Source organism: Microbacterium sp. Ld4 (genome assembly GCF_045066555.1).
Lineage (GTDB): Bacteria > Actinomycetota > Actinomycetes > Actinomycetales > Microbacteriaceae > Microbacterium.
This window is the reverse complement of record NZ_JBISHE010000013.1, coordinates 39,225-57,646: the sequence shown is the minus strand read 5'-3', so window position 1 is coordinate 57,646 and position 18,422 is coordinate 39,225. Positions and strand designations below refer to the sequence as shown.

Sequence of the window (18,422 nt, the reverse complement as noted above, 5' to 3'; positions counted from 1 at the left end):
GGGTCGGCGGAGGACACCGTGCTGTGCACGGGCATTCTGTGTGAGTCCTCGGGGCCGATTCTCGAAGCCCGATCCGCGGCTTCGGACCAGTAACTGGAATGGCCCCCGGCCGATGGAAGCCCGGGTATGTCTGCGCGTGCGCGCAGCGCTGTTCTCGTGTGAGAACTCAGAAGGAATCTCCATGCCCAAGAACAAGAAGCCGGCCGGCGGCCGCGCTCAGAACTTCGAACCGCGTTACGGCAAGAAGACGTCGTATCAGGACGCCAAGCGTCGCCCCGGACAGGCGTCCGAGGGCACCAGCGGCAGCAAGAGCCCCAGCCACCGCGGGTACCGCCCCGCCGAAGAGGGCGCCACGGCCAAGGGTCGCTGGAACGCCCAGGAGCGCGCAGGTCGCGACGAGGCGCGCGGCATCCGCTCGCAGGCCCGCGGCGACCGTCGCTTCGAGGATCGTCCCCGTCAGGGCGATGACCGTCCTGCTCGGTCGTTCGATCGTCCGGCGCGTTCGTTCGATGACCGTCGTCCGCAGCGTGACGACCGTCCGGCTCGGTCGTTCGATGACCGTCGTCCGCAGCGTGATGGTGACCGTCCGGCGCGTTCGTTCGATCGTCCGGCGCGTTCGTTCGACGACCGTCGTCCGCAGCGTGATGGTGACCGTCCGGCTCGGTCCTTCGATGACCGTCGCCCGCAGCGTGATGGTGACCGTCCGGCTCGGTCGTTCGATGACCGTCGCCCGCAGCGTGACGGTGACCGTCCCGCGCGTTCGTTCGATGACCGTCGCCCGCAGCGTGATGGTGACCGCCCGGCCCGTTCGTTCGACCGTCCCGCGCGTTCGTTCGATGACCGTCGCCCGCAGCGTGATGGTGACCGCCCGGCCCGTTCGTTCGACCGTCCCGCGCGTTCGTTCGATGACCGTCGCCCGCAGCGTGATGGTGATCGTCCCGCGCGTTCGTTCGATGACCGTCGCCCCCAGCGTGATGGTGACCGTCCGGCCCGTTCGTTCGATGACCGTCGTCCGCAGCGTGATGGTGACCGTCCGGCGCGTTCGTTCGATCGCCCCGCCCGTTCGTTCGATGACCGTCGTCCGCAGCGTGACGGCGATCGTCCCGCGCGTTCGTTCGATGACCGTCGTCCGCAGCGTGATGGTGATCGTCCGGCGCGTTCGTTCGACCGTCCCGCCCGTTCGTTCGATGACCGTCGTCCGCAGCGTGATGGTGACCGCCCCGCGCGCTCGTTCGACCGGCCGGCCCGTTCGTTCGACGACCGTCGTCCGCAGCGCGACGACCGCCCCGCGCGGTCGTTCGACGACCGTCGTCCGACGCGTGACGACCGGCCCCAGCGCGATGAGCGGCCCCGCCGCGAGGAACGCCCGAACCGCGCCGACTGGGCTGCGGAGAAGAAGCAGACCGCTCACGATCAGCACGTCGACGTCGTGCACGAGCGCCTCCAGGCGCAGGCCGTCGACGCCGGAACGGTCGAGCAGTCGTCCTTCGCAGACCTCGGTCTCGGTCAGAACCTCGTGAACGTGCTCGCCGAGCTGGGTGCGGCCTCGCCGTTCCCGATCCAGGCCGCCACGGTCGGTCCGATCCTCGCTGGCCGCGACGTGCTGGCCCGTGGCCGCACCGGCTCGGGCAAGACCATCGCCTTCGGTGCGCCGCTCGTCGAGTCCGTCCTCCGGAGCCAGGCCGGTCAGCGCCGCGCCTTCGGCCGATCGCCCAAGGCGCTCATCCTCGCCCCCACTCGCGAGCTCGCACTGCAGATCGACCGCACCGTGCAGTCGCTGGCGCGGAGCGTCGGCCTGTTCACGACGCAGATCTACGGCGGCGTGCCCCAGGCGCGCCAGGTCGGTGCGCTCAAGAAGGGCGTCGACATCATCATCGGCACCCCGGGTCGCATCGAAGACCTCCAGAACCAGGGCAAGCTCGACCTCTCCGAGATCGACATCGTCGTCCTCGACGAGGCCGACCACATGAGCGAGCTCGGCTTCCTCGAGCCGATGCAGCGCATCCTCCGCCTCGTCAAGGACGGCGCTCAGAAGCTCCTCTTCTCGGCGACGCTCGACCGTGAGGTCGCGGCGCTGGTCGACGAGTTCCTGGTCGACCCGGCCGTCTACGAGGTGGCCGGCGAGACGCAGGACACCGGCACCATCGACCACCGCGTGCTCGTCATCGACCACCGTGACAAGGCCGAGATCCTCACCTCGCTCGTCGACCGCGACGGCAAGACGCTCGTGTTCGCCCGTACCCGGGCCTACACCGAGATGCTCGCCGAGCAGTTCGCCGACGCCGGCATCGCCGCCGTCGCCCTGCACGGCGACCTGAACCAGGCCAAGCGCACGCGCAACCTGCAGCGTCTCACCGACGGCAAGGTCAACGTGCTGGTCGCGACCGATGTGGCTGCCCGTGGCATCCATGTCGACGACATCGACCTCGTCATCCAGGCCGATGCGCCCGACGAGTACAAGACGTACACGCACCGCTCCGGCCGCACCGGTCGCGCGGGACGCTCGGGCACCGTCGTCACGCTGATCCCGCGTCAGCGCCGTCGTCGGATGACCGAGATGCTCGAGCGCGCCGAGATCGACGCCCCGTTCGACGAGGCGCGCGTCGGCGACGACGTGCTCGAGGAGATCAGCGGTCGCCAGGCCGCGAACGTCGACGCCTGATCCCGCATCGCCGAGGCCCTCGCCCCTTTCGGTGCGGGGGCCTCGTGCGTGTCAGCGGGATGCCGCGGCAAGCTCGTCCGCGATCGATCGCCCGATCTCGAACGCGGCGGTCGCCGCGGGTGACGGGGCGTTGAGGACGTGCACCTGCCGCGCCGTGCGCTCGATGTGGAAGTCCTCGACCATCGTGCCGTCACGGCGGACCGCCTGCGCCCTGACGCCCGCATGCGCCGGCGTCAGATGCTCGGCTCCGATCTCGGGGATGAGCTCCTGCAGGCTCGCGGTGAACCCTCGTTTCGACAGTGAGCGCCGCGTCTCGTCGATGCCGGTGCGCCAGAACCGGCGTCCGAGCCGCCAGAGTCCGGGCCACATCGCGCTGTCGATCACGTCGCGCGGACTGATCCGGCCCCAGGAGTAGCCCTCCCGGGCCAGAGCGAACACCGCGTTCGGGCCCGCGTGCACCGATCCGTCGAACATGCGGGTGAAGTGCACCCCCAAGAACGGGAAGCCCGGGTCCGGCACGGGGTACACCAGCCCGCGGACGAGATGCTCGGCATCCGGGGTCAGTGTGAAGTACTCACCGCGGAACGGCACGATCCGCACCTCCGGCCTCATCCCGGCGAGTCGGGCGATCCGGTCGCTGTGGAGCCCGGCGCAGTTCACGAGTCGGTCGCCCACCACTTCACCGGTCGAGGTCGACACGACCACGCCCGACCCGGAGTCGCTGATCGCGGTGACCTCCTGCCCGAACCGCACCTCGCCGCCGCCCTCCTCGATGAGGCGGCGGAGCACGTCGCACACGCCGCGGTAGTCGACGATCCCGGTCGATTCGACGCGGAGTGCGGCCACGGCGCGGACGTGCGGCTCGTACTCGTGCGCCTCTTCGGGGCTGATGACCCGGCACGGCACCCCGTTCGCGAGCCCGCGCTCGTGCAGCGCGTTCAGGCGGCCGAGCTGAGCGGCATCCGTCGCGACGACGAGCTTGCCGCAGATGTCGACGGTGACGCCGTGCTCGGCGGCGAACGCTCGCATCGACGTCGCACCCGCGGCGGCGTAGCGCGCCTTGAGGCTGCCCGGCGGGTAGTAGAGCCCGGAGTGGATGACCCCGGAGTTGTTGCCGGTCTGGTGCTCGGCGACCCGAGCTTCCTTCTCGAGCACGGTCACCCGGTGGCCGCGCGACACGAGTTCGTGCGCGGTGGCCAATCCGACGATGCCTGCTCCGACCACGACGATGTGATCGATCATCCGCTCTCCCCAAGCTCGGTGATCTTCCCCTGCTCGAACTATAGGCTCTTCGCGGTCTCGTTAGGGTGGTCGGGTGACCGTCGCCCTCCGCCCCCTCCACGACGGCGACGTCGATCAGGTCATCGCGCTGTGGGATGCCGCTGGGCTGACGCGGCCGTGGAACGATCCCCGTCGCGACATCGACCGTGCGCGGGCCGTCTGGCCGGAGCTCCTTCTCGTCGCAGACGACGAGGGCGCCGTCGTCGGCTCGGTCATGGCCGGTTACGACGGACACCGCGGGTGGCTCTACTACCTCGCGACCGATCCGCGCCGCCGGGGCGAGGGCATCGGCCGGATGCTGGTGGCCGAGGCCGAGGCGCGCCTGATCGCGCTCGGCTGCCCGAAGGTCATGCTGATGGTCCGGACGGGCAACGACGCCGTCTTCGACTTCTACGCCTCACAGGGCTACTCCCGCGAGAGCACCGCCGTCACCGGCAAGCGGCTCATCCCCGACGACTGATCGCTCAGAAGAGCATCGCCGCGGCCTGCTCCCGGCTCGCCGTCTTCATCACCGGCCCGGGGCCGGCGCTCCGGGCGGGCGCCGCCTCTTCTTCGAGTCGGCCGTGCACGTCGTGTGCGCGAAGCAGGGGGCGCACGCGCGCCGACAGCCACTTCCTGTATCCGGCGGGCGCCGTGACGGAGACGCCCGGATACATGCCGCGGTACGCCGGGATGAGGTCGGGTTGCTCCCGCTGCAGCCAGGCGAAGAACCACTCCTTCGCCCCGGGGCGCAGATGCAGCGCCCCGAACACGACGCGTCGTGCGCCGGATGCCGCGATGCGGGCGATCGCATCGTCCAGGACGGCCACCGAATCGGTGAGGTGGGGGACGATGGGCATGAGGAAGACCGTCACCGAGAAACCCGCATCCACGGCGGCGCGAACCGTGTCCAGTCGCGCCTGGAACGACGGCGCTCCCGGCTCGAGCAGCTGACGAAGCGGTTCGTCCGGAACCGCGATCGACATGGCGATGTGGATCGGCACGGCCCGCGCGGCATCCGTCAGCTGGGGGAGGTCGCGCCGCAGCAGCGTGCCTTTCGTGAGGATCGAGAACGGCGTGCCGCTCGAGGCGAGGGCGTCGATGATGCCGGGCATCAGCCGGTACCGACCCTCAGCGCGCTGGTAGGGGTCGGTGTTCGTGCCCAGCGCGACCGGTTCGCGGTTCCAGCCGGGCCGCGCGAGTTCTCTCGCGAGCACCTCGGCGACGTTCACCTTCACGACGATCTGCGAGTCGAAATCGCGACCGGCATCGAGGTCGAGGTAGGTGTGCGTGTTGCGGGCGAAGCAGTAGGTGCAGGCGTGGGAGCAGCCCCGGTAGGGGTTGACCGTCCACGAGAACGGCATGGCCGAGGAGCTCGGCACGTGGTTCAGAGCCGACTTCGCGGCGACCTCGTGGAAGGTCATGTCGGCGAACTCGGGCGTGGAGACCGATCGGAGGAGTCCGCTCGTCGACTCCAGTCCCGGCAGGGCGGCGTCGTCGACCGACGAGATCCCTTGCCCTTGCCACCGCATGACCACAGTCGAACATAACAACGATGCACAGTCAAGCCGTGTCGGCCATACCTCGAACAGAGTTCTCAGGGGAGCGCATCTCCGGCGTCAGGGCGGCGAGCAGCGCGGCGAGCGTCTTCTGCTGCTCGACACTGAGTCGATCCAGGAGCGCAGCCTCGGTCGCGAGGTGGTCGGGCAGCACGCGGTCGACGACCTCGCGCCCTTCCCGAGTGAGGCGGACGAGCTTGGCTCGACCGTCGGCGGGATCGGGGTGCCGCGTGAGGTAGCCCTGAGCCTCGAGTCGGTTGAGGCGTTGGGCGACGGCGCTGGTCGTGATCATCGCGTCGGCGGCGAGGCGAGCGGGGCTCAGTTCGTGCGGGGCTCCCTGGCGCACGAGTGTCGCGAGCACGTCGAAGGTGGCGGCGTCGATGCCGTGTCGTGCGTAGTTCGCCGCGAGCTGGGCCTCGACGTGGGCCGTCGCACGGGCGAGGCGCCCGATGACGGCCATGGGTGAGGTGTCGAGCCCGGGGCGTTCACGCTGCCATTGCTCGAGGATGCCGTCGACGTGGTCCATGCACCGAGCATACTGCTAAGGACTTAGGTATATTGGCTAAGTGCTTAGCAAAAGATCCGGTCTCATCGCACTCACGGCCCTGGCCCCCGCGCTGTGGGGCACGACCTACCTCACGGCGACCGCCCTGCTGCCGCCCGGTCACCCGCTCCTGACGGCGACGCTCCGGGCTCTTCCGGCCGGGCTGGTCCTGCTGGTTCTCGCGCGCCGGTTGCCGACCGGTGCGTGGTGGGGCAAGGCCGTCGTGCTCGGAACCCTGAACATCACGGTGTTCTTCTTCTGTCTCTTCGTCGCAGCGGAGCGGCTGCCGGGTGGGATCGCCGCGGTGGTCGGGGGAGTGCAGCCGCTGCTCGTCGCAGTGATCGCTGCCGCCGTCCTGGCCGACCGCCTGAGCCCCGTCGTGGTGGGTGCCGGGCTGGCGGGTGCGCTCGGTGTCGCTCTCATCGTGCTCCGGGCAGACGCTGCCCTCGATCCGGTCGGCGTCGTCGCCGCCGTCGTCGGCGCGGCCTCGATGGCGACGGGAACGGTCCTGACCAAGAAATGGGGCGGCGGGCTTCCGCCGCTCGCGACGACCGCCTGGCAGCTCGTGGCCGGGGGTCTTTCGCTGGCGGTGCTGACGGCCCTCCTGGAGCCCCTGCCGACGACGCCGATCACCGCGCCCACCGTCGTGGGCTATGCCTACCTCTCGCTCGTCGGCACCGCGCTCGCCTACCTCGTCTGGTTTCGCGGTGTGGCCTCGTTGCCGGTGCGCGTTCCGGCCTTCCTCGGTCTCCTCAGCCCGATCGTCGCGCTGGCGCTCGGTGCCGCGGTCGCCGGCGAGACGCTTTCGGCACTCCAGGTCGGGGGGATCGCGCTCATCCTGGGTTCGGTCGCCGTCGTCATCCTGGCCGCACGCGGGTCGCGTCCCTGGCCGAGGCCGCCGCGCCTCGCGTCGTAGACGGCGTACGGTTCGGGTGCCGGGGGCGGCGGACGGACCGGGCCTTGTAGGCGTTGCGCTCGCGGATGTGCGCCGCACAGCCGACAGGATGGAGACATGAGTGAGCCGCTGCCGTCCGCCTCCCGGCGGCGGGCCCGGCTCCGCGCTCGCCGCCGCCGCCGCGCCCTCGTGCTGCTCGCCCTGACGATCGGCGTCGTCTACGCCGTGTCGTCGTTCGTCTCGCATCTCGTGGCCGGGGACGATCCGGCCGCCGTGGCGGAGCAGGCCCCCGCCGCCGCGAGCGCGCCTGCCGCCGCCGATTCCGCCGCATCGGGCGTCGAGGCAGGCACGTGTGCGGCGCCCGCGGTCGTCGACGCACTGAGTGCGGGCAGCGACGACGATGTCATCACCGCCTTCGGCGGCGGTGCGGCGTTCCGCGACGCGGTCGCATCGGACGGTGCGCCGTGCATCGATCTGCATGACGCCAGCCGACTGTGGGTCGTCGTCAACAAGCGCAACGCGCTCGAGCCTCTCGAATACTGGCCGACGCCGCAGGGGCGCCCCGAATCCACCCGCATCGTCGCCGGCGGGTATCTGCTGCAGCGCACGGCATCCGCTCTCGACGAGCTCTCGGCGGCAGTGACGGATGCCGGCGCGGGCACCGTCGCGGTCAGCAGCGGGTTCCGTCCGTACGCGTTCCAGGTGGAGACCTACCAGCGGCACGTCGCCAACCGCGGGCAGGCTGCCGCCGACCTCCGAAGCGCGCGCCCCGGCCACAGCGAGCACCAGACCGGGCTCGCCGTCGACGTCGTCGCGTGCGACGGCGGCGGATGCGGCGACCACGACGGGTTCGGTGGAACGCCGCAATCGGACTGGATCGTCGACAACGCCTGGCGCTTCGGATTCATCGTGCGATACGAATCGGGGCGCACGCCGACCACGGGCTACTCTCCCGAACCGTGGCATCTCCGCTACCTCGGCGAGGAGCTCGCGGCCGCCTACCACCAGGGCGGCTACGAGACGCTCGAGGAGTTCTTCGGTCTCGACGACGCCCCCGACTACACCTGACGGCCGCGGGACTCAGTCGCGCACGTAGTGGCATCCGATCCCACCCCCTGCGTACAGTGGACAGCGGCGATGCTGCCCACGAGCGCAGCGTCGCGCCGACACGAAGGGGGTCCGCGCATGGAGCGGAACATCTACGACGAGGACCACGAGGCGTTCCGCGACGTCGTCAAGGAGTTCATCAAGCGCTACGTCACGAACGAGAAGCGCGAGCAGTGGGATGCCGACGGCGAAGTCGACCGAGCGACGATGCGTGCCGCCGGCGACGCGGGCGTCATCGGGCTGTCGGTGCCGGAGGAGTTCGGCGGCGCGGGCATGCTGCAGGACTACCGGTTCCGCACGATCGTCAACGAAGAGGTGATCCGCGCCGGCGCAGGTTCGCTCGCGGGCGCGTTCGGGATCCAGGACGACCTCGCCGTGCCGTACCTCGTGCACATGGGCACGCAGGAGCAGAAGCAGACCTGGCTGCCGCGTATGGCGACGGGGGAGATCCTCGGCGCGCTCGCGATGACCGAGCCCGGCGCGGGCAGCGACCTGCGCGGCATCAAGACGACCGCGAAGAAGACCGAGGGCGGCTACGTCGTCAACGGCGCGAAGACCTTCATCTCGTCGGGGGCGACCGCCGACATCTTCGTGGTCTTCGTGAAGACGGGCGAGGGCAACCGCCCCGACGCGTTCTCGCTGCTGCTCCTCGAAGCCGGTATGGCCGGGTTCGATCACGGCAAGAAGCTGCACAAGATGGGCTTTCAGGGTCACGACACCGCTGAGCTCAGCTTCACCGATGTCTTCGTCCCCGACGCGAACCTCATCGGCGGTCAGGAGGGCAAGGGCTTCATCCAGCTCATGATGAACCTGCCGCTCGAGCGCCTGTCGATCGGTGTCGCGGGTGCCGCAGCCGCACAGGCCGGCGTCGAGTGGACGATCGCCTACACGAAGGACCGCGAGGCCTTCGGTCAGCGGATCATCGATTTCCAGAACACGCGCTTCACGATGGCCGACCTCGTCACGACGGTCGACGTCATGTGGGCCTACATCGACCGTGCGATCGCGCTCTACGGCGAGAGCAAACTCTCGGCGGAGGATGCCGCGCAGGTCAAGTTCTGGGCCACGGAGCGCGAATGGGAGGTGCTCGACGCCTGCGTCCAGCTCCACGGCGGGTACGGCTACATCATGGAGTATCCGATCGCCCGCGCCTTCCTCGATGCCCGCGTGCACCGCATCTACGGCGGCACGAACGAGATCATGCGCGACATCGTGTCGCGCCAGATCGCCGGCAAGCGCTGATCTCCGGCGGCGGGCCTCGGTCCGCCGCCGGCCGTCACCGGGCGGCTCGCGCTCGGGCCTTGATCGAGGTGATGACGTCCGTCTTCGCCTCCGCGTAGTCGTTCATGTCGTCCCACCGTCGGCCGAGCAGTTCGCGCTTGACATCCTCGTACCGCCTGCGATCGCCGTCGTCGGCGCGGAGGTGGTCGCGCAGCAGCAGGTACTCGGCGATGGCGGCGGCCCCATGCCCGTAGACGTGCACGTGGACGTCGCGCGACGGCATCCGCACGAGCCGATGTCCCGGCTCCCTCACGCGCAGCTCGTAGCCGGCGGCGAGGAGGGGCGGCAGGTAGTCCTCCTCGGCGGTGATGTCGGGCACCGCGACGACGATGTCGACGATCGGCTTCGCAGCGAGGCCCGGCACCGATGTGGACCCGATGTGGTGCACCTCGACCGCTGCCGTGCCGAGCGCCCGACGAATGCGCGCCTCGTGGGCGCGGTAGAGCTCGGGCCACCTCTCGTCGTACGCGTGCAGCGAGACGGTCAGGGCTTCGGGACCGCCGACGAGCTCGAGCGAGTCGACGTCGGTGCGGCGGGCGTTCTCGGCGGGGTGCACTCCGCCATTATGCAGTGACCGCCATCGTCGCGCCTGCCCCGTACGATCGAGCTTCGTGAGGGATGCCGTCGCCGACCGTCGATCGTGGGTGTTCCCGTCGATGGCGTTCGCGGTGGGGCTTCTGCTTCTCGCCCTCGCCGCGGTGATGATGCTGGCCACGTCCGACCTGGACATCTGGTCGATCCTCGCGGCCGTCCTCGGAGGCTGGGCGATCAGCGCGGCCTTCGTCGACGCGGTCGGGCGTCTCGGCGTGGCGGGCCTCGTGGTTCATGTCCTCGTCGCGATCTCGGCGGCGATCGTGCTCGCCGGCGTCGGCTCATGGGGAGAACCGCCGGGTGACCCGCTCCTGCGAGCGGCCGTCGTCGCGGGCGGTATCGCGGCGGCCCCGGCAGCCGCCTGGATCTGGATCGCCCTTCTGGGTCGCTCCCTCGGTCGCGCCCCCACCGGCCGGCGGCGCCTCCCGCAGGAGCAGCCGACTCTCGAATGGCGCGCTCGACCGACCGGCGGTGCCGGACTGGACGTCCGGGCGGTGCCGATGTCGATTCGGAGCCTGGCCGGCCTGATCGTCCTCGCGATCGTGGCCACTGCCGTTCCCGTCGTCGCCGTCGTGATCGGCTTCTCCGACGTCGTGGCGCGGTTCGGGCCGCGCGCCCTCGTCGTCGTGGTCGCCCTCCCTTTCGCCGGTCTGGCGTACCTGTGCCTGCGGGCGGCCTTCCGTCGCAGGTCGGGGGAGTACACGATCACGTTCGGCGCCGGCGAGGTCCGCCTCGCATCGGAAGCCCACGAGGAGCGGTTCGCTTACCGCGACATCGAGATGCTCCGCTGGCGCGAGCGCGGCGAGTACGCGCGCCTCGAGGTCCGCACCGCCGCGGCGCATCGCACGCTGCTGACGGGACTCACTCGCAACCCCGCCCTGCCCCCGCTGTCCCGACGGACGGTCGGCCTGCTCGAGGCGGCAGGCCTCACCGCAGAGGTCTCCCGCGACCGCGCTCTCACGACGTACCGGCGCTGAGTCGCCCTCCGGATCAGCCTTCGGACGGAACGGGATGCGGCTGCTCCCGCATGCCCCACGGCGAGCCGTAACCCTCGGGCTGCGGCGCCGCGAGCAGGTCGAGGAAGGGCTTCGCGTCGAACGCCTCCGGCCCCTTCACCCCCGTGCCCGACCACGTGCCCCGGGCGAGCAGCTCGAGGGCGATGACGGGGTTGATGGCCGTCTGCCAGACGACGGCCTGGGAGTTGTCCTCCCGCATCGTCTGCTCGTTGTCGGCCACGTGGTAGAGGTACGTCGACCGCGGCCGGCCGTCCTTACCGGTGCCGGTCACCCAGACGCCGGCGCACGTCTTGCCGCTCATCTTGTCGCCGAGCGTCGCGGGGTCGGGGAGCGCCGCGGCGACGACGTCGCGGGGCGAGACCTCGACGCCCTTCACCGTCAGTTTCTCGGTCTTGTCGAGCCCGAGCTTGTGGAGGACCTTCAGCACCTCAATGAACTCGTCGCCGAGGCCGTACTTGAAGGTGACCCGCTTGGCCTTCGTCCACCGCGGCATGAGCAGCACTTCCTCGTGCTCGACGTTCACGCACTCGACCGGGCCGATGCCCTCCGGGAAGTCGAACACCTCGGGCTCGCTGAACGGCTCGGTCGTGTACCAGCCCCGGCCCTCCTCGTAGACGACGGGAGGGTTCAGGCACTCCTCGATCGTCGTCCAGATCGAGAACGACGGGGCGAAGTCGTAGCCGTCGACGACCAGGTTCGCCCCGTCGCGGACGCCGAGCTCGTCGATCTCACTGAACAGCTCGTCCTCCGCGTACCGGGCGAAGACGTCCGACAGGCCAGGTTCGACGCCGATGCCGACGAGCGCGAGCCGGCCGGCATCCGTCCACTCCTGCTCCTTCGCGAACTGCTCATCGCCGAGCTTGACCCCCGTCTTCTCGTACGGGTGCTCCGGATGCCGCATCGACAGGCTCATCGCCATGTCGAGGTACATCGCCTCGGCGGCGAACGCGCCGTCGAAGATCGGCATGACGAAGCGCGGGTCGACCGCGTTGAGGACGTGCGTCGACGCGTGCTCGCGGATGAGGGATGCCACGGAATCGGCGCTCGAGGCGTCGACCTGCGCGGCCGCGAACCTGTCGTCGCCGAGCTCGGCGACGAGAGCCGCCGGGCGGGCGGGGTCGTAGTCGGCGATCGTGACGGCCTCGAAGAAGTCACGGCGGCGGAGGATGCGCGCGGCGGCACTGCCGACACCGCCGGCGCCGATGATGAGGATGCGCATGGAGGGGTTCCTTTCGGGCGGTCAGATGCCGCCGTCGATCGAGCGGGGAAGGCGGCTCGTGTCGTCGGGGACGAGGACCGGGGTCTCGCGGTTGAGGCTCTCGCCGCGGAAGAAGCGCTTGGCCCGGGGGAAGGTGAACCAGATCACCATCAGCACCACGCCGACGGCCAGGGCGCCGATGCCGACGACGAAGGTCGACCCGACGCCGAGCAGGGTTCCGGAGTAGCCGTATTCGGGGTCGAGCATGTCGATGGCCGACTGCACGAACGCGTACGTCAGCATCAGGGCGCCGAGAAGCGGCAGCAGGCCCTTGTAGACGAAGTCGCGAGCCGAGCGGAACAGGTCGGCGCGGAAGAACCAGACGCACGCATACCCGGTGATCGCGTAGTAGAACGCGATGGCGAGCCCGAGCGAGAGGATCGTGTCCTGCAGGATCGCATCGCTGATCGACGTCATCACCACGTAGTAGACGGTCGCGACGACGCCCATGACGAGCGTCGAGAACGACGGCGTCTTGTACCGGGGGTGCACGTCCTTGAACTTCGCGGGAAGAGCCCGGTAGACGCCCATGGCGAGCGTGCCGCGCGCGGTCGGGAGGATCGTCGTCTGCGTCGAGGACACCGCCGAGATGAGTACGGCGACCACGAGCAGCCATCCCCACGGGCCGAGCAGGCCGTCGCGGATGCCGAGGAAGAAGTCGTCGGCGTTCTCCTCGTTGCCGAGTCCGACGCCGCTCTCGCCGATGCCGGCGTACATCATCGCCGCGATCGTGACGGTGACGTAGGTGACCAGAAGCAGCACGCAGGTGAGCAGGGCGGCGAGCCCGGGGATGCGCTTCGGGTCGCGGGTCTCCTCGTTCAGCGCGAGGCAGGTGTCCCATCCCCAGTAGATGAAGAGGGCCAGCAGGATGGCCTCGACGAACCCGCCCCAGTCGCCAAACGCGAACGGGTTGAGCCACTCCCAGTCGAAGGGCGTCGGGTTCGGGGCCGTGCCCGAGAAGAACTGCGTGAGCGCGGCGATCACGAAGATGACGAGAGCCAGATACTGGATGCCGAGCAGCACGTTCTGGATGCGCTCGCCGATCTCGACGCCTCGCCACGACACCCAGGTCATCGCGGCGATGAACACGACGGCCACGACGACGATCCGCCAGTCGTTCGGCTCGGCGAACTCCTGGCCGAGCAGAGCCCAGAAGTAGACGGAGGCGATCTGGGCGAGGTTGGCCAGCACGATCATGCCGGCGACCGCCACGCCCCAGCCGCCCATCCAGCCGACCCAGGGGCCGAACGCCTTCGTCGCCCAGGTGAAGGTCGTGCCGCAGTCGGGCACGGCGTTGTTGAGCTCCCGGTACGCGAAGGCGATCAGCAGCATCGGCACGAAGGCGATGATGAACGCGATCGGCGCCTGCGCACCGACGGCGAGCACGACGTAGCCGAGCGTGGCCACGAGGGAGTAGACCGGCGCCGTGGAAGCCAGACCGATGACGGTCGATCCCCAAAGGCCGAGGGTGCCCGTCGCCAGGCCCTTTCCATCCTGACGGGTGAGATGAACGGGCGTCGTCGTCACGCGGGCCTCCTGCGAAAGCAGCATCCGATCCCCGCATCTCGGGTGTGCCGGGGCTGTTCAGCGCCCGGCGGCGCGGGAAAGTTGCCTCACCCTAGCACCGGGTCTCGCACGCGCACGAGGGTCATTCTCGGGCGTTCGGACGCCTCGTCATGGCCCCCGATGAGGGACGACCACGGGCGTTCGTGCGCTAATAGGGGGATGAGGTGGACGACGAGATTCGGGCCGCTCCACGTCGTGTCCGGCCGCGTGGTGGTCGGCGATCCCTCGCGGCTCCATCTGCAGCTGAACCCGGACGAGATCGTGTACCGCCGCGAGACGCAGGTGCAGGGACGCATCGCCTGGCGGGATGTCGTCGATCTCGAGCTCGTCTTTCCGACGACGCGATTCAGGTTCCCCGGTCTCGTCTCCTTCGTCGCCTGGACCGCGATGTCGCTCGTCGTCCAGGACGACCCGGGGATCAGGGCGGCCACAGGATCGGTGCGCATCGTGACGAGGGACGGCGAGCCGGCCTCGTTCGACCTCGACATGCATCACCTCTGGCGGTACTGGGAGCGCTCGGTCGAGGCCGCGCAGATCGTGTTGACCCGCCTCCGAGCCGACGAGGCGTCGCGCTCGCTGCTCGCGCATCCGCATGCGCTCCTGCGGGCGGTGGCTGCCGGAGCAACGCGCTGAGAAGGCCGCTCGCTCAGGCGGCCTCGGGCGTGCGCCGCCGGGCCAGGCGTGCCACGCCCGCCGCGCGGAGACGGTCGGCGATGAGGATGCCGGCCCACGTTCCGACGACGCAGCTCACCGCGCAGAGGAGCACGAACAGCACGAGCACGATCGGCGTCATCGACCACAGATCGAACGACTGCGCCGCGAGGAAGGGGTAGGCGACACCGGCGATCACGGCGCCGACGTAATGGAGCCACGTCGACCACCGTCGGTAGAGGCTCACCAGGAACGGCAGCTCGGGGAAGATCGACCAGAAGACTGTCGTCCCGACGGCGTAAATGGTCCAGAAGGGGGCGAGGACCAGTCCGGAGATCACCCCGACCAGGAGTCCCGCGAAGGGTCGGTTCAGGAGCCGCAGCGCGATGACGGCCGGCATGAGCCAGAGCCCCGAGACAGCGACGCTCGCGAAGGGGACCGTCGCGAACAGGCCGAGCGAGATCCACCACCCGAAGGCCAGCACGATGCCCGACGCGACGCCGATCGCCGCGCACGTCAGAAGGAACGCGGTCGTGACCCTGCCCATGCTCAGCGTCCCGCCTTCTCCGCGGACACGCGGCCGCCGGTCGCGGTGCGGTCGGTGCGCCAGTACCCGATGAAGCTGATCGACGCCTTGTCGACGCCCTGCGCGACCAGGTGGCGACGCGCGGAGGTCGGGAGGCCCTGCTCGCCGACGATGAAGTGGTGCGCGCCCGGCGACGGCGGGAGCTGCTCGAGAGCGGCGAGAGCGAGCGAACCCGGCGCGGCATCCGCACTCCGGACGAGCCACCGCACCTCGACGCCGGCCGGCGCGGTGACGGGCAGCACGTCGTCTTCGCTCGGCACCTCGATCAGCGCGACGCCGGTCGCCGAGGACGGGAGCGAGGCGCAGATGCCCGCGACGGCGGGCGCTCCCGTCTCGTCGGCGACGAGCACCACCCGGTCGACGCCGCGCTCGGGGTTGAAGCCCAGGCCCTCGTCGATGATCACGACGCTCTCGCCGGGCGTCGCGCGTTCGGCCCACCCCGAGGCGGGACCGGCGTGCTCGCCCGAACCGTGCAGCACGAAGTCGACGTCGATCTCGGCTCCCCGGCCGGCGGATGCCGCGCGGTACGCCCGCACGGTGTAGTTGCGCATGACCGGGCGCACGCCCTCGGGGATGCGCAGGAACCGCAGGTAGCCGAGCATCCTGTTGGCCTTCGCCGGAAGCCGGTCGAGCCCCTCTTCGCCGCCGACGGGCAGGAAGAGCCGGAACCACTGGTCGTAGCCGCGGAACACGAAGCGGTCGATCTCGCCGCCGCCGAACGTGATCCGCATCCAGTGCGGGGCGAGGCGTTCGGTGCGGAGGACGGTCAGGTGCAGGAGCTCCTGCACCTCGGGCTTCACGAGTGCGCTGGCGCGGGCCATGACGGGTCCTTTCTGAGAGCCGGGTCTACCCCGGCGATCACGGGAGGGTCCAGGGGAAGGAGGCGACGAGGATGCCGGCGGAGATCGCCCAGAACGTCAGGGTGAAGACGGTGTCGCGCCGCCGCCACGGCACGAGGTGGCGTTCGGTGCGGTCGGGGTGCGCGCCGAACGCGCGGGCGTCCATCGCCAGGGCGACCCGCTCGGCGTGACGGATCGCGCCCGCGAGGAGGGGAACGATGTAGCCCCACCAGCGGGCGATCGCCGCGAACGGACCGCGACCCACGTGCGCGCCGCGCACCCGATGCGCCTGACGGATGACCTCGAGCTCGTACCCGAAGCGCGGAACGAAGCGGAAGGCGGCGAGGGCGGTGTAGCCGATGCGGTACGGCACCCTGAGCTGCTGCACCATCGCGCGCACCAGATCGGCGCCGGTCGAGGTGAGACCGGCGATGAGGCCGAGAGCGAGGATCGCGGCGAGGCGGACACCGGTGGCCAGACCGATCAGCAGGGCCCCGCCGTAGAGCGTCCAGTCGCCGATCGTCAGCAGTGAGACCGACTGGTCGACCCGGGCGGGGTCGGCCCAGAGCGAGAGTGCGACGCCGATCACCGCGGCGCCGACGGGTATGGCCGCGAACAGGAGGAGCACGACGAGGCGGGTCAGCGGGGCGCCGGCGAGGACGAGGAGGTAGGCGAGCGCCACGAACGCGAGCGGGGTGGCGAGATCGCGGGTGAAGATGAGCAGGAGCATCGCGGGCAGGGGGCCGGCGAGCTTGGCGAGCGGACTCAGCGCGGGCAGGAATCTCCGCGTGGGAACGGCGGCCGCGTACGGATCGGCGGCCACGCTCATGCCCCGGCTCCGTCGAGATCGGCCAGTCTCGTCGCCCCGGCGAGCGACGGATGCCGCGTCATGCCCTTCAGCGCGGTGACGAGAGGCGGGGTGCGGAGGCCCGCCCGGCGCAGGAGGTCGGCGTCGGCGAAGACATCGGCGGTGGCGGCGTCGGCGACGATGCGCCCGGCGTCCACGACGATCGTGCGCGTCGCGTACTCGGTGACGAGCTGCATGTCGTGGGTGACCACGAGGATCGTCGTGCCGCTCGCGTTGAGCTCCGCGAGCAGGCGCAGCAGCTCATCGGCGCGGGCGCGGTCCTGCCCGAACGTCGGCTCGTCGAGCGCGAGGATCGGCGCCCCGGCGACGAGCGCCGTGCCCACCGACAGCCGCCGCTTCTGGCCACCCGACAGCAGGAACGGGTGCACCGCCGCCTTCGACTCCAGCCCGAACCGCCCGAGCACCGCCATCGTCCGGTCGTGGATCTCGTCGTCCGACAGCCCCCGGCCGCGGAGCCCGTGGGCGAGCTCGTCGAAGACCGTGTGGGCGATGAACTGGTGCTCGGGGTTCTGGAAGACGAACCCGATGCGGCGCGACAGGTCGCGGAGGGGCGTGCGCGCGGCATCCGTGCCGGCGACGGTCACCGTGCCGCGCGGCGGCGCGATGACCCCCGCCATCGCCTGCAGCAGGCTCGTCTTGCCGGCGCCGTTCGCCCCCACCACCGCGACGAACTCGCCCGCCGTGATGCGCAGGTCGACGTCGTGGAGCACCTCGCGGCGACCGCGGCGGAGCGTGAGGCCGGTGACCTCGATGACGGGTGCGCGCTCGTCGCCGCGCCGCTGCGCGGCGACCCGAAACGGGCGGGCGCCCTCGTCGGCGGGAGCCTCGATCGCCTCGAGGGTCGCCCGGAGCTCGGCGGGGGTGAGCGGCATCCGCTCGATCTGCCACCCGCGGCGCCGGAGGGCCAGCGCCGCCATCGTCGACACCGGCAGCCAGACCCCCAGTTCGTGCAGTTCGTGGGCACGCTCACGGAGGATGCTGTCGACGTCACCGATGGCGACGGTGCGGCCCTCCGCGTCGAGCACCACAACGCGATCGGTGATGCCCACGGCCGCGTCGAGGTTGTGCTCCACGAGCAGGATCGAGCGGCCGTCGGCCACGACCTCGCGGAGCGCGTCGTACACATCGTCGATGCCGGCGGGGTCGAGATTGGCGGTCGGCTCGTCGAGGACGAGCAGATCGGAGCCCATCGCCAGGGCGCTCGCGATCGCCAGCCGCTGCTTGCCGCCGCCCGAGAGCCGGTCGGGATTCTCGCCGCGTCGGTCCCACAGGCCCATCTGCCGGAGCGCGCGCTCGGTGCGGGAGAGCACCTCGTCGAGCGGCAGCCGCAGGTTCTCCGGCCCGAACGCGACGTCGTCGTGCAGGGTGCCGGTGATCAGCTGGGCGTCGGGATCCTGGAAGACCATCCCGACGTGCGCGGCGAGGGTGGCCACCGGGGTCGACGCGGCATCGAGCCCCGCGACCGTCACCGAGCCGGTGAGGGTCGCGGGTACGGCCTGGGGGATGAGCCCGTTCGTCGCGAGCGCGAGCGTGGACTTGCCCGACCCGCTCGGCCCGAGCAGGAGGACGACCTCGCCGCGCGCGACCTCGAACGAGACGGATGCCGGTGCGGCGGCATCCGAGCCGTCGTGCGTGATCGCGACATCACGGACGCTCAGAAGCGGCGGAGGCGTCCCTGCGGAGAGGGGAGCCTCGGCCGCGGCGGCATCGGAGGCGGCAGAGGTCACGGGAATCCAGAC

General features: G+C 70.5%; 17 protein-coding genes. 7 read left to right on the top strand and 10 right to left on the bottom strand.

Annotation, left to right across the window (positions count from 1 at the left end; translation table 11 throughout):
• The first annotated feature begins 181 nt into the window (after positions 1-181).
• The gene (locus ACJJV7_RS10865; protein ID WP_405374812.1) at positions 182-2,662 is read left to right on the top strand and encodes a DEAD/DEAH box helicase; all 2,481 of its coding nucleotides are present in this window, start codon (positions 182-184) and stop codon (positions 2,660-2,662) included.
• 51 nt (positions 2,663-2,713) lie between these two features.
• Here the strand turns inward: ACJJV7_RS10865 and lhgO are convergent, their stop codons facing one another.
• The gene (gene lhgO, locus ACJJV7_RS10860) at positions 2,714-3,904 is read right to left on the bottom strand and encodes an L-2-hydroxyglutarate oxidase (RefSeq protein ID WP_405374814.1); all 1,191 of its coding nucleotides are present in this window, start codon (positions 3,902-3,904) and stop codon (positions 2,714-2,716) included.
• A gap of 73 nt (positions 3,905-3,977) precedes the next feature.
• Here lhgO and ACJJV7_RS10855 point away from each other — a divergent pair, with 73 nt between their 5' ends.
• Positions 3,978-4,403, top strand: a complete 426-nt coding sequence (locus tag ACJJV7_RS10855) for a GNAT family acetyltransferase (protein ID WP_405374816.1) — start codon at positions 3,978-3,980, stop codon at positions 4,401-4,403.
• 4 nt (positions 4,404-4,407) lie between these two features.
• On the opposite strand, the gene ACJJV7_RS10850 is transcribed toward ACJJV7_RS10855, so the two are convergent.
• Positions 4,408-5,454 (bottom strand): Rv2578c family radical SAM protein, encoded by a 1,047-nt coding sequence (locus ACJJV7_RS10850; RefSeq protein WP_405374818.1) that lies wholly within the window; start codon positions 5,452-5,454, stop codon positions 4,408-4,410.
• 31 nt (positions 5,455-5,485) lie between these two features.
• Positions 5,486-6,007, bottom strand: a complete 522-nt coding sequence (locus tag ACJJV7_RS10845) for a MarR family winged helix-turn-helix transcriptional regulator (protein WP_405374820.1) — start codon at positions 6,005-6,007, stop codon at positions 5,486-5,488.
• 40 nt (positions 6,008-6,047) lie between these two features.
• On the opposite strand from ACJJV7_RS10845, the gene ACJJV7_RS10840 reads away from it, so the two are divergent.
• The 3 genes from ACJJV7_RS10840 to ACJJV7_RS10830 all read left to right on the top strand — a co-directional run bounded on the left by ACJJV7_RS10840 (position 6,048) and on the right by ACJJV7_RS10830 (position 9,269).
• Positions 6,048-6,941, top strand: a complete 894-nt coding sequence (locus ACJJV7_RS10840) for an EamA family transporter (RefSeq protein WP_405374822.1) — start codon at positions 6,048-6,050, stop codon at positions 6,939-6,941.
• A gap of 96 nt (positions 6,942-7,037) precedes the next feature.
• On the top strand, positions 7,038-7,988 hold the full coding sequence (locus ACJJV7_RS10835; RefSeq protein WP_405374824.1) for a M15 family metallopeptidase: 951 nt from the start codon (positions 7,038-7,040) through the stop codon (positions 7,986-7,988).
• Positions 7,989-8,105: 117 nt separating this feature from the next.
• Positions 8,106-9,269, top strand: coding sequence for an acyl-CoA dehydrogenase family protein (locus tag ACJJV7_RS10830; protein ID WP_405374826.1), 1,164 nt, complete (start codon positions 8,106-8,108; stop codon positions 9,267-9,269).
• Between the two features lie 34 nt (positions 9,270-9,303).
• On the opposite strand, the gene ACJJV7_RS10825 is transcribed toward ACJJV7_RS10830, so the two are convergent.
• The gene (locus tag ACJJV7_RS10825) at positions 9,304-9,864 is read right to left on the bottom strand and encodes a GrpB family protein (RefSeq protein WP_405374828.1); all 561 of its coding nucleotides are present in this window, start codon (positions 9,862-9,864) and stop codon (positions 9,304-9,306) included.
• A gap of 55 nt (positions 9,865-9,919) precedes the next feature.
• Between ACJJV7_RS10825 and ACJJV7_RS10820 the strand changes: the two genes are divergently transcribed.
• Positions 9,920-10,876, top strand: a complete 957-nt coding sequence (locus tag ACJJV7_RS10820; protein ID WP_405374830.1) for a hypothetical protein — start codon at positions 9,920-9,922, stop codon at positions 10,874-10,876.
• Between the two features lie 13 nt (positions 10,877-10,889).
• Here ACJJV7_RS10820 and ACJJV7_RS10815 read toward each other — a convergent pair whose 3' ends face one another.
• Positions 10,890-12,134, bottom strand: a complete 1,245-nt coding sequence (locus tag ACJJV7_RS10815; protein ID WP_405374831.1) for a saccharopine dehydrogenase family protein — start codon at positions 12,132-12,134, stop codon at positions 10,890-10,892.
• Between the two features lie 21 nt (positions 12,135-12,155).
• Positions 12,156-13,700 (bottom strand): APC family permease, encoded by a 1,545-nt coding sequence (locus ACJJV7_RS10810; protein ID WP_405374833.1) that lies wholly within the window; start codon positions 13,698-13,700, stop codon positions 12,156-12,158.
• Positions 13,701-13,898: 198 nt separating this feature from the next.
• On the opposite strand from ACJJV7_RS10810, the gene ACJJV7_RS10805 reads away from it, so the two are divergent.
• Positions 13,899-14,372 (top strand): hypothetical protein, encoded by a 474-nt coding sequence (locus ACJJV7_RS10805; protein ID WP_405374835.1) that lies wholly within the window; start codon positions 13,899-13,901, stop codon positions 14,370-14,372.
• A 13-nt stretch (positions 14,373-14,385) separates the two neighbouring features.
• Here the strand turns inward: ACJJV7_RS10805 and ACJJV7_RS10800 are convergent, their stop codons facing one another.
• The 4 genes from ACJJV7_RS10800 to ACJJV7_RS10785 are packed head-to-tail and all read right to left on the bottom strand — an operon-like array spanning position 14,386 to position 18,410.
• Positions 14,386-14,937, bottom strand: a complete 552-nt coding sequence (locus ACJJV7_RS10800) for an ECF transporter S component (RefSeq protein WP_405374837.1) — start codon at positions 14,935-14,937, stop codon at positions 14,386-14,388.
• A gap of 2 nt (positions 14,938-14,939) precedes the next feature.
• Positions 14,940-15,797: a siderophore-interacting protein gene (locus tag ACJJV7_RS10795; RefSeq protein ID WP_405374839.1), complete on the bottom strand. Its 858-nt coding sequence runs from the start codon at positions 15,795-15,797 to the stop codon at positions 14,940-14,942.
• 37 nt (positions 15,798-15,834) lie between these two features.
• On the bottom strand, positions 15,835-16,644 hold the full coding sequence (locus ACJJV7_RS10790) for an energy-coupling factor transporter transmembrane component T (protein WP_405374840.1): 810 nt from the start codon (positions 16,642-16,644) through the stop codon (positions 15,835-15,837).
• The gene (locus ACJJV7_RS10785) at positions 16,641-18,410 is read right to left on the bottom strand and encodes an ABC transporter ATP-binding protein (RefSeq protein WP_405374842.1); all 1,770 of its coding nucleotides are present in this window, start codon (positions 18,408-18,410) and stop codon (positions 16,641-16,643) included. The genes ACJJV7_RS10790 and ACJJV7_RS10785 overlap by 4 nt, the downstream gene beginning before the upstream one ends.
• Between the last annotated feature and the right edge of the window lie 12 nt (positions 18,411-18,422).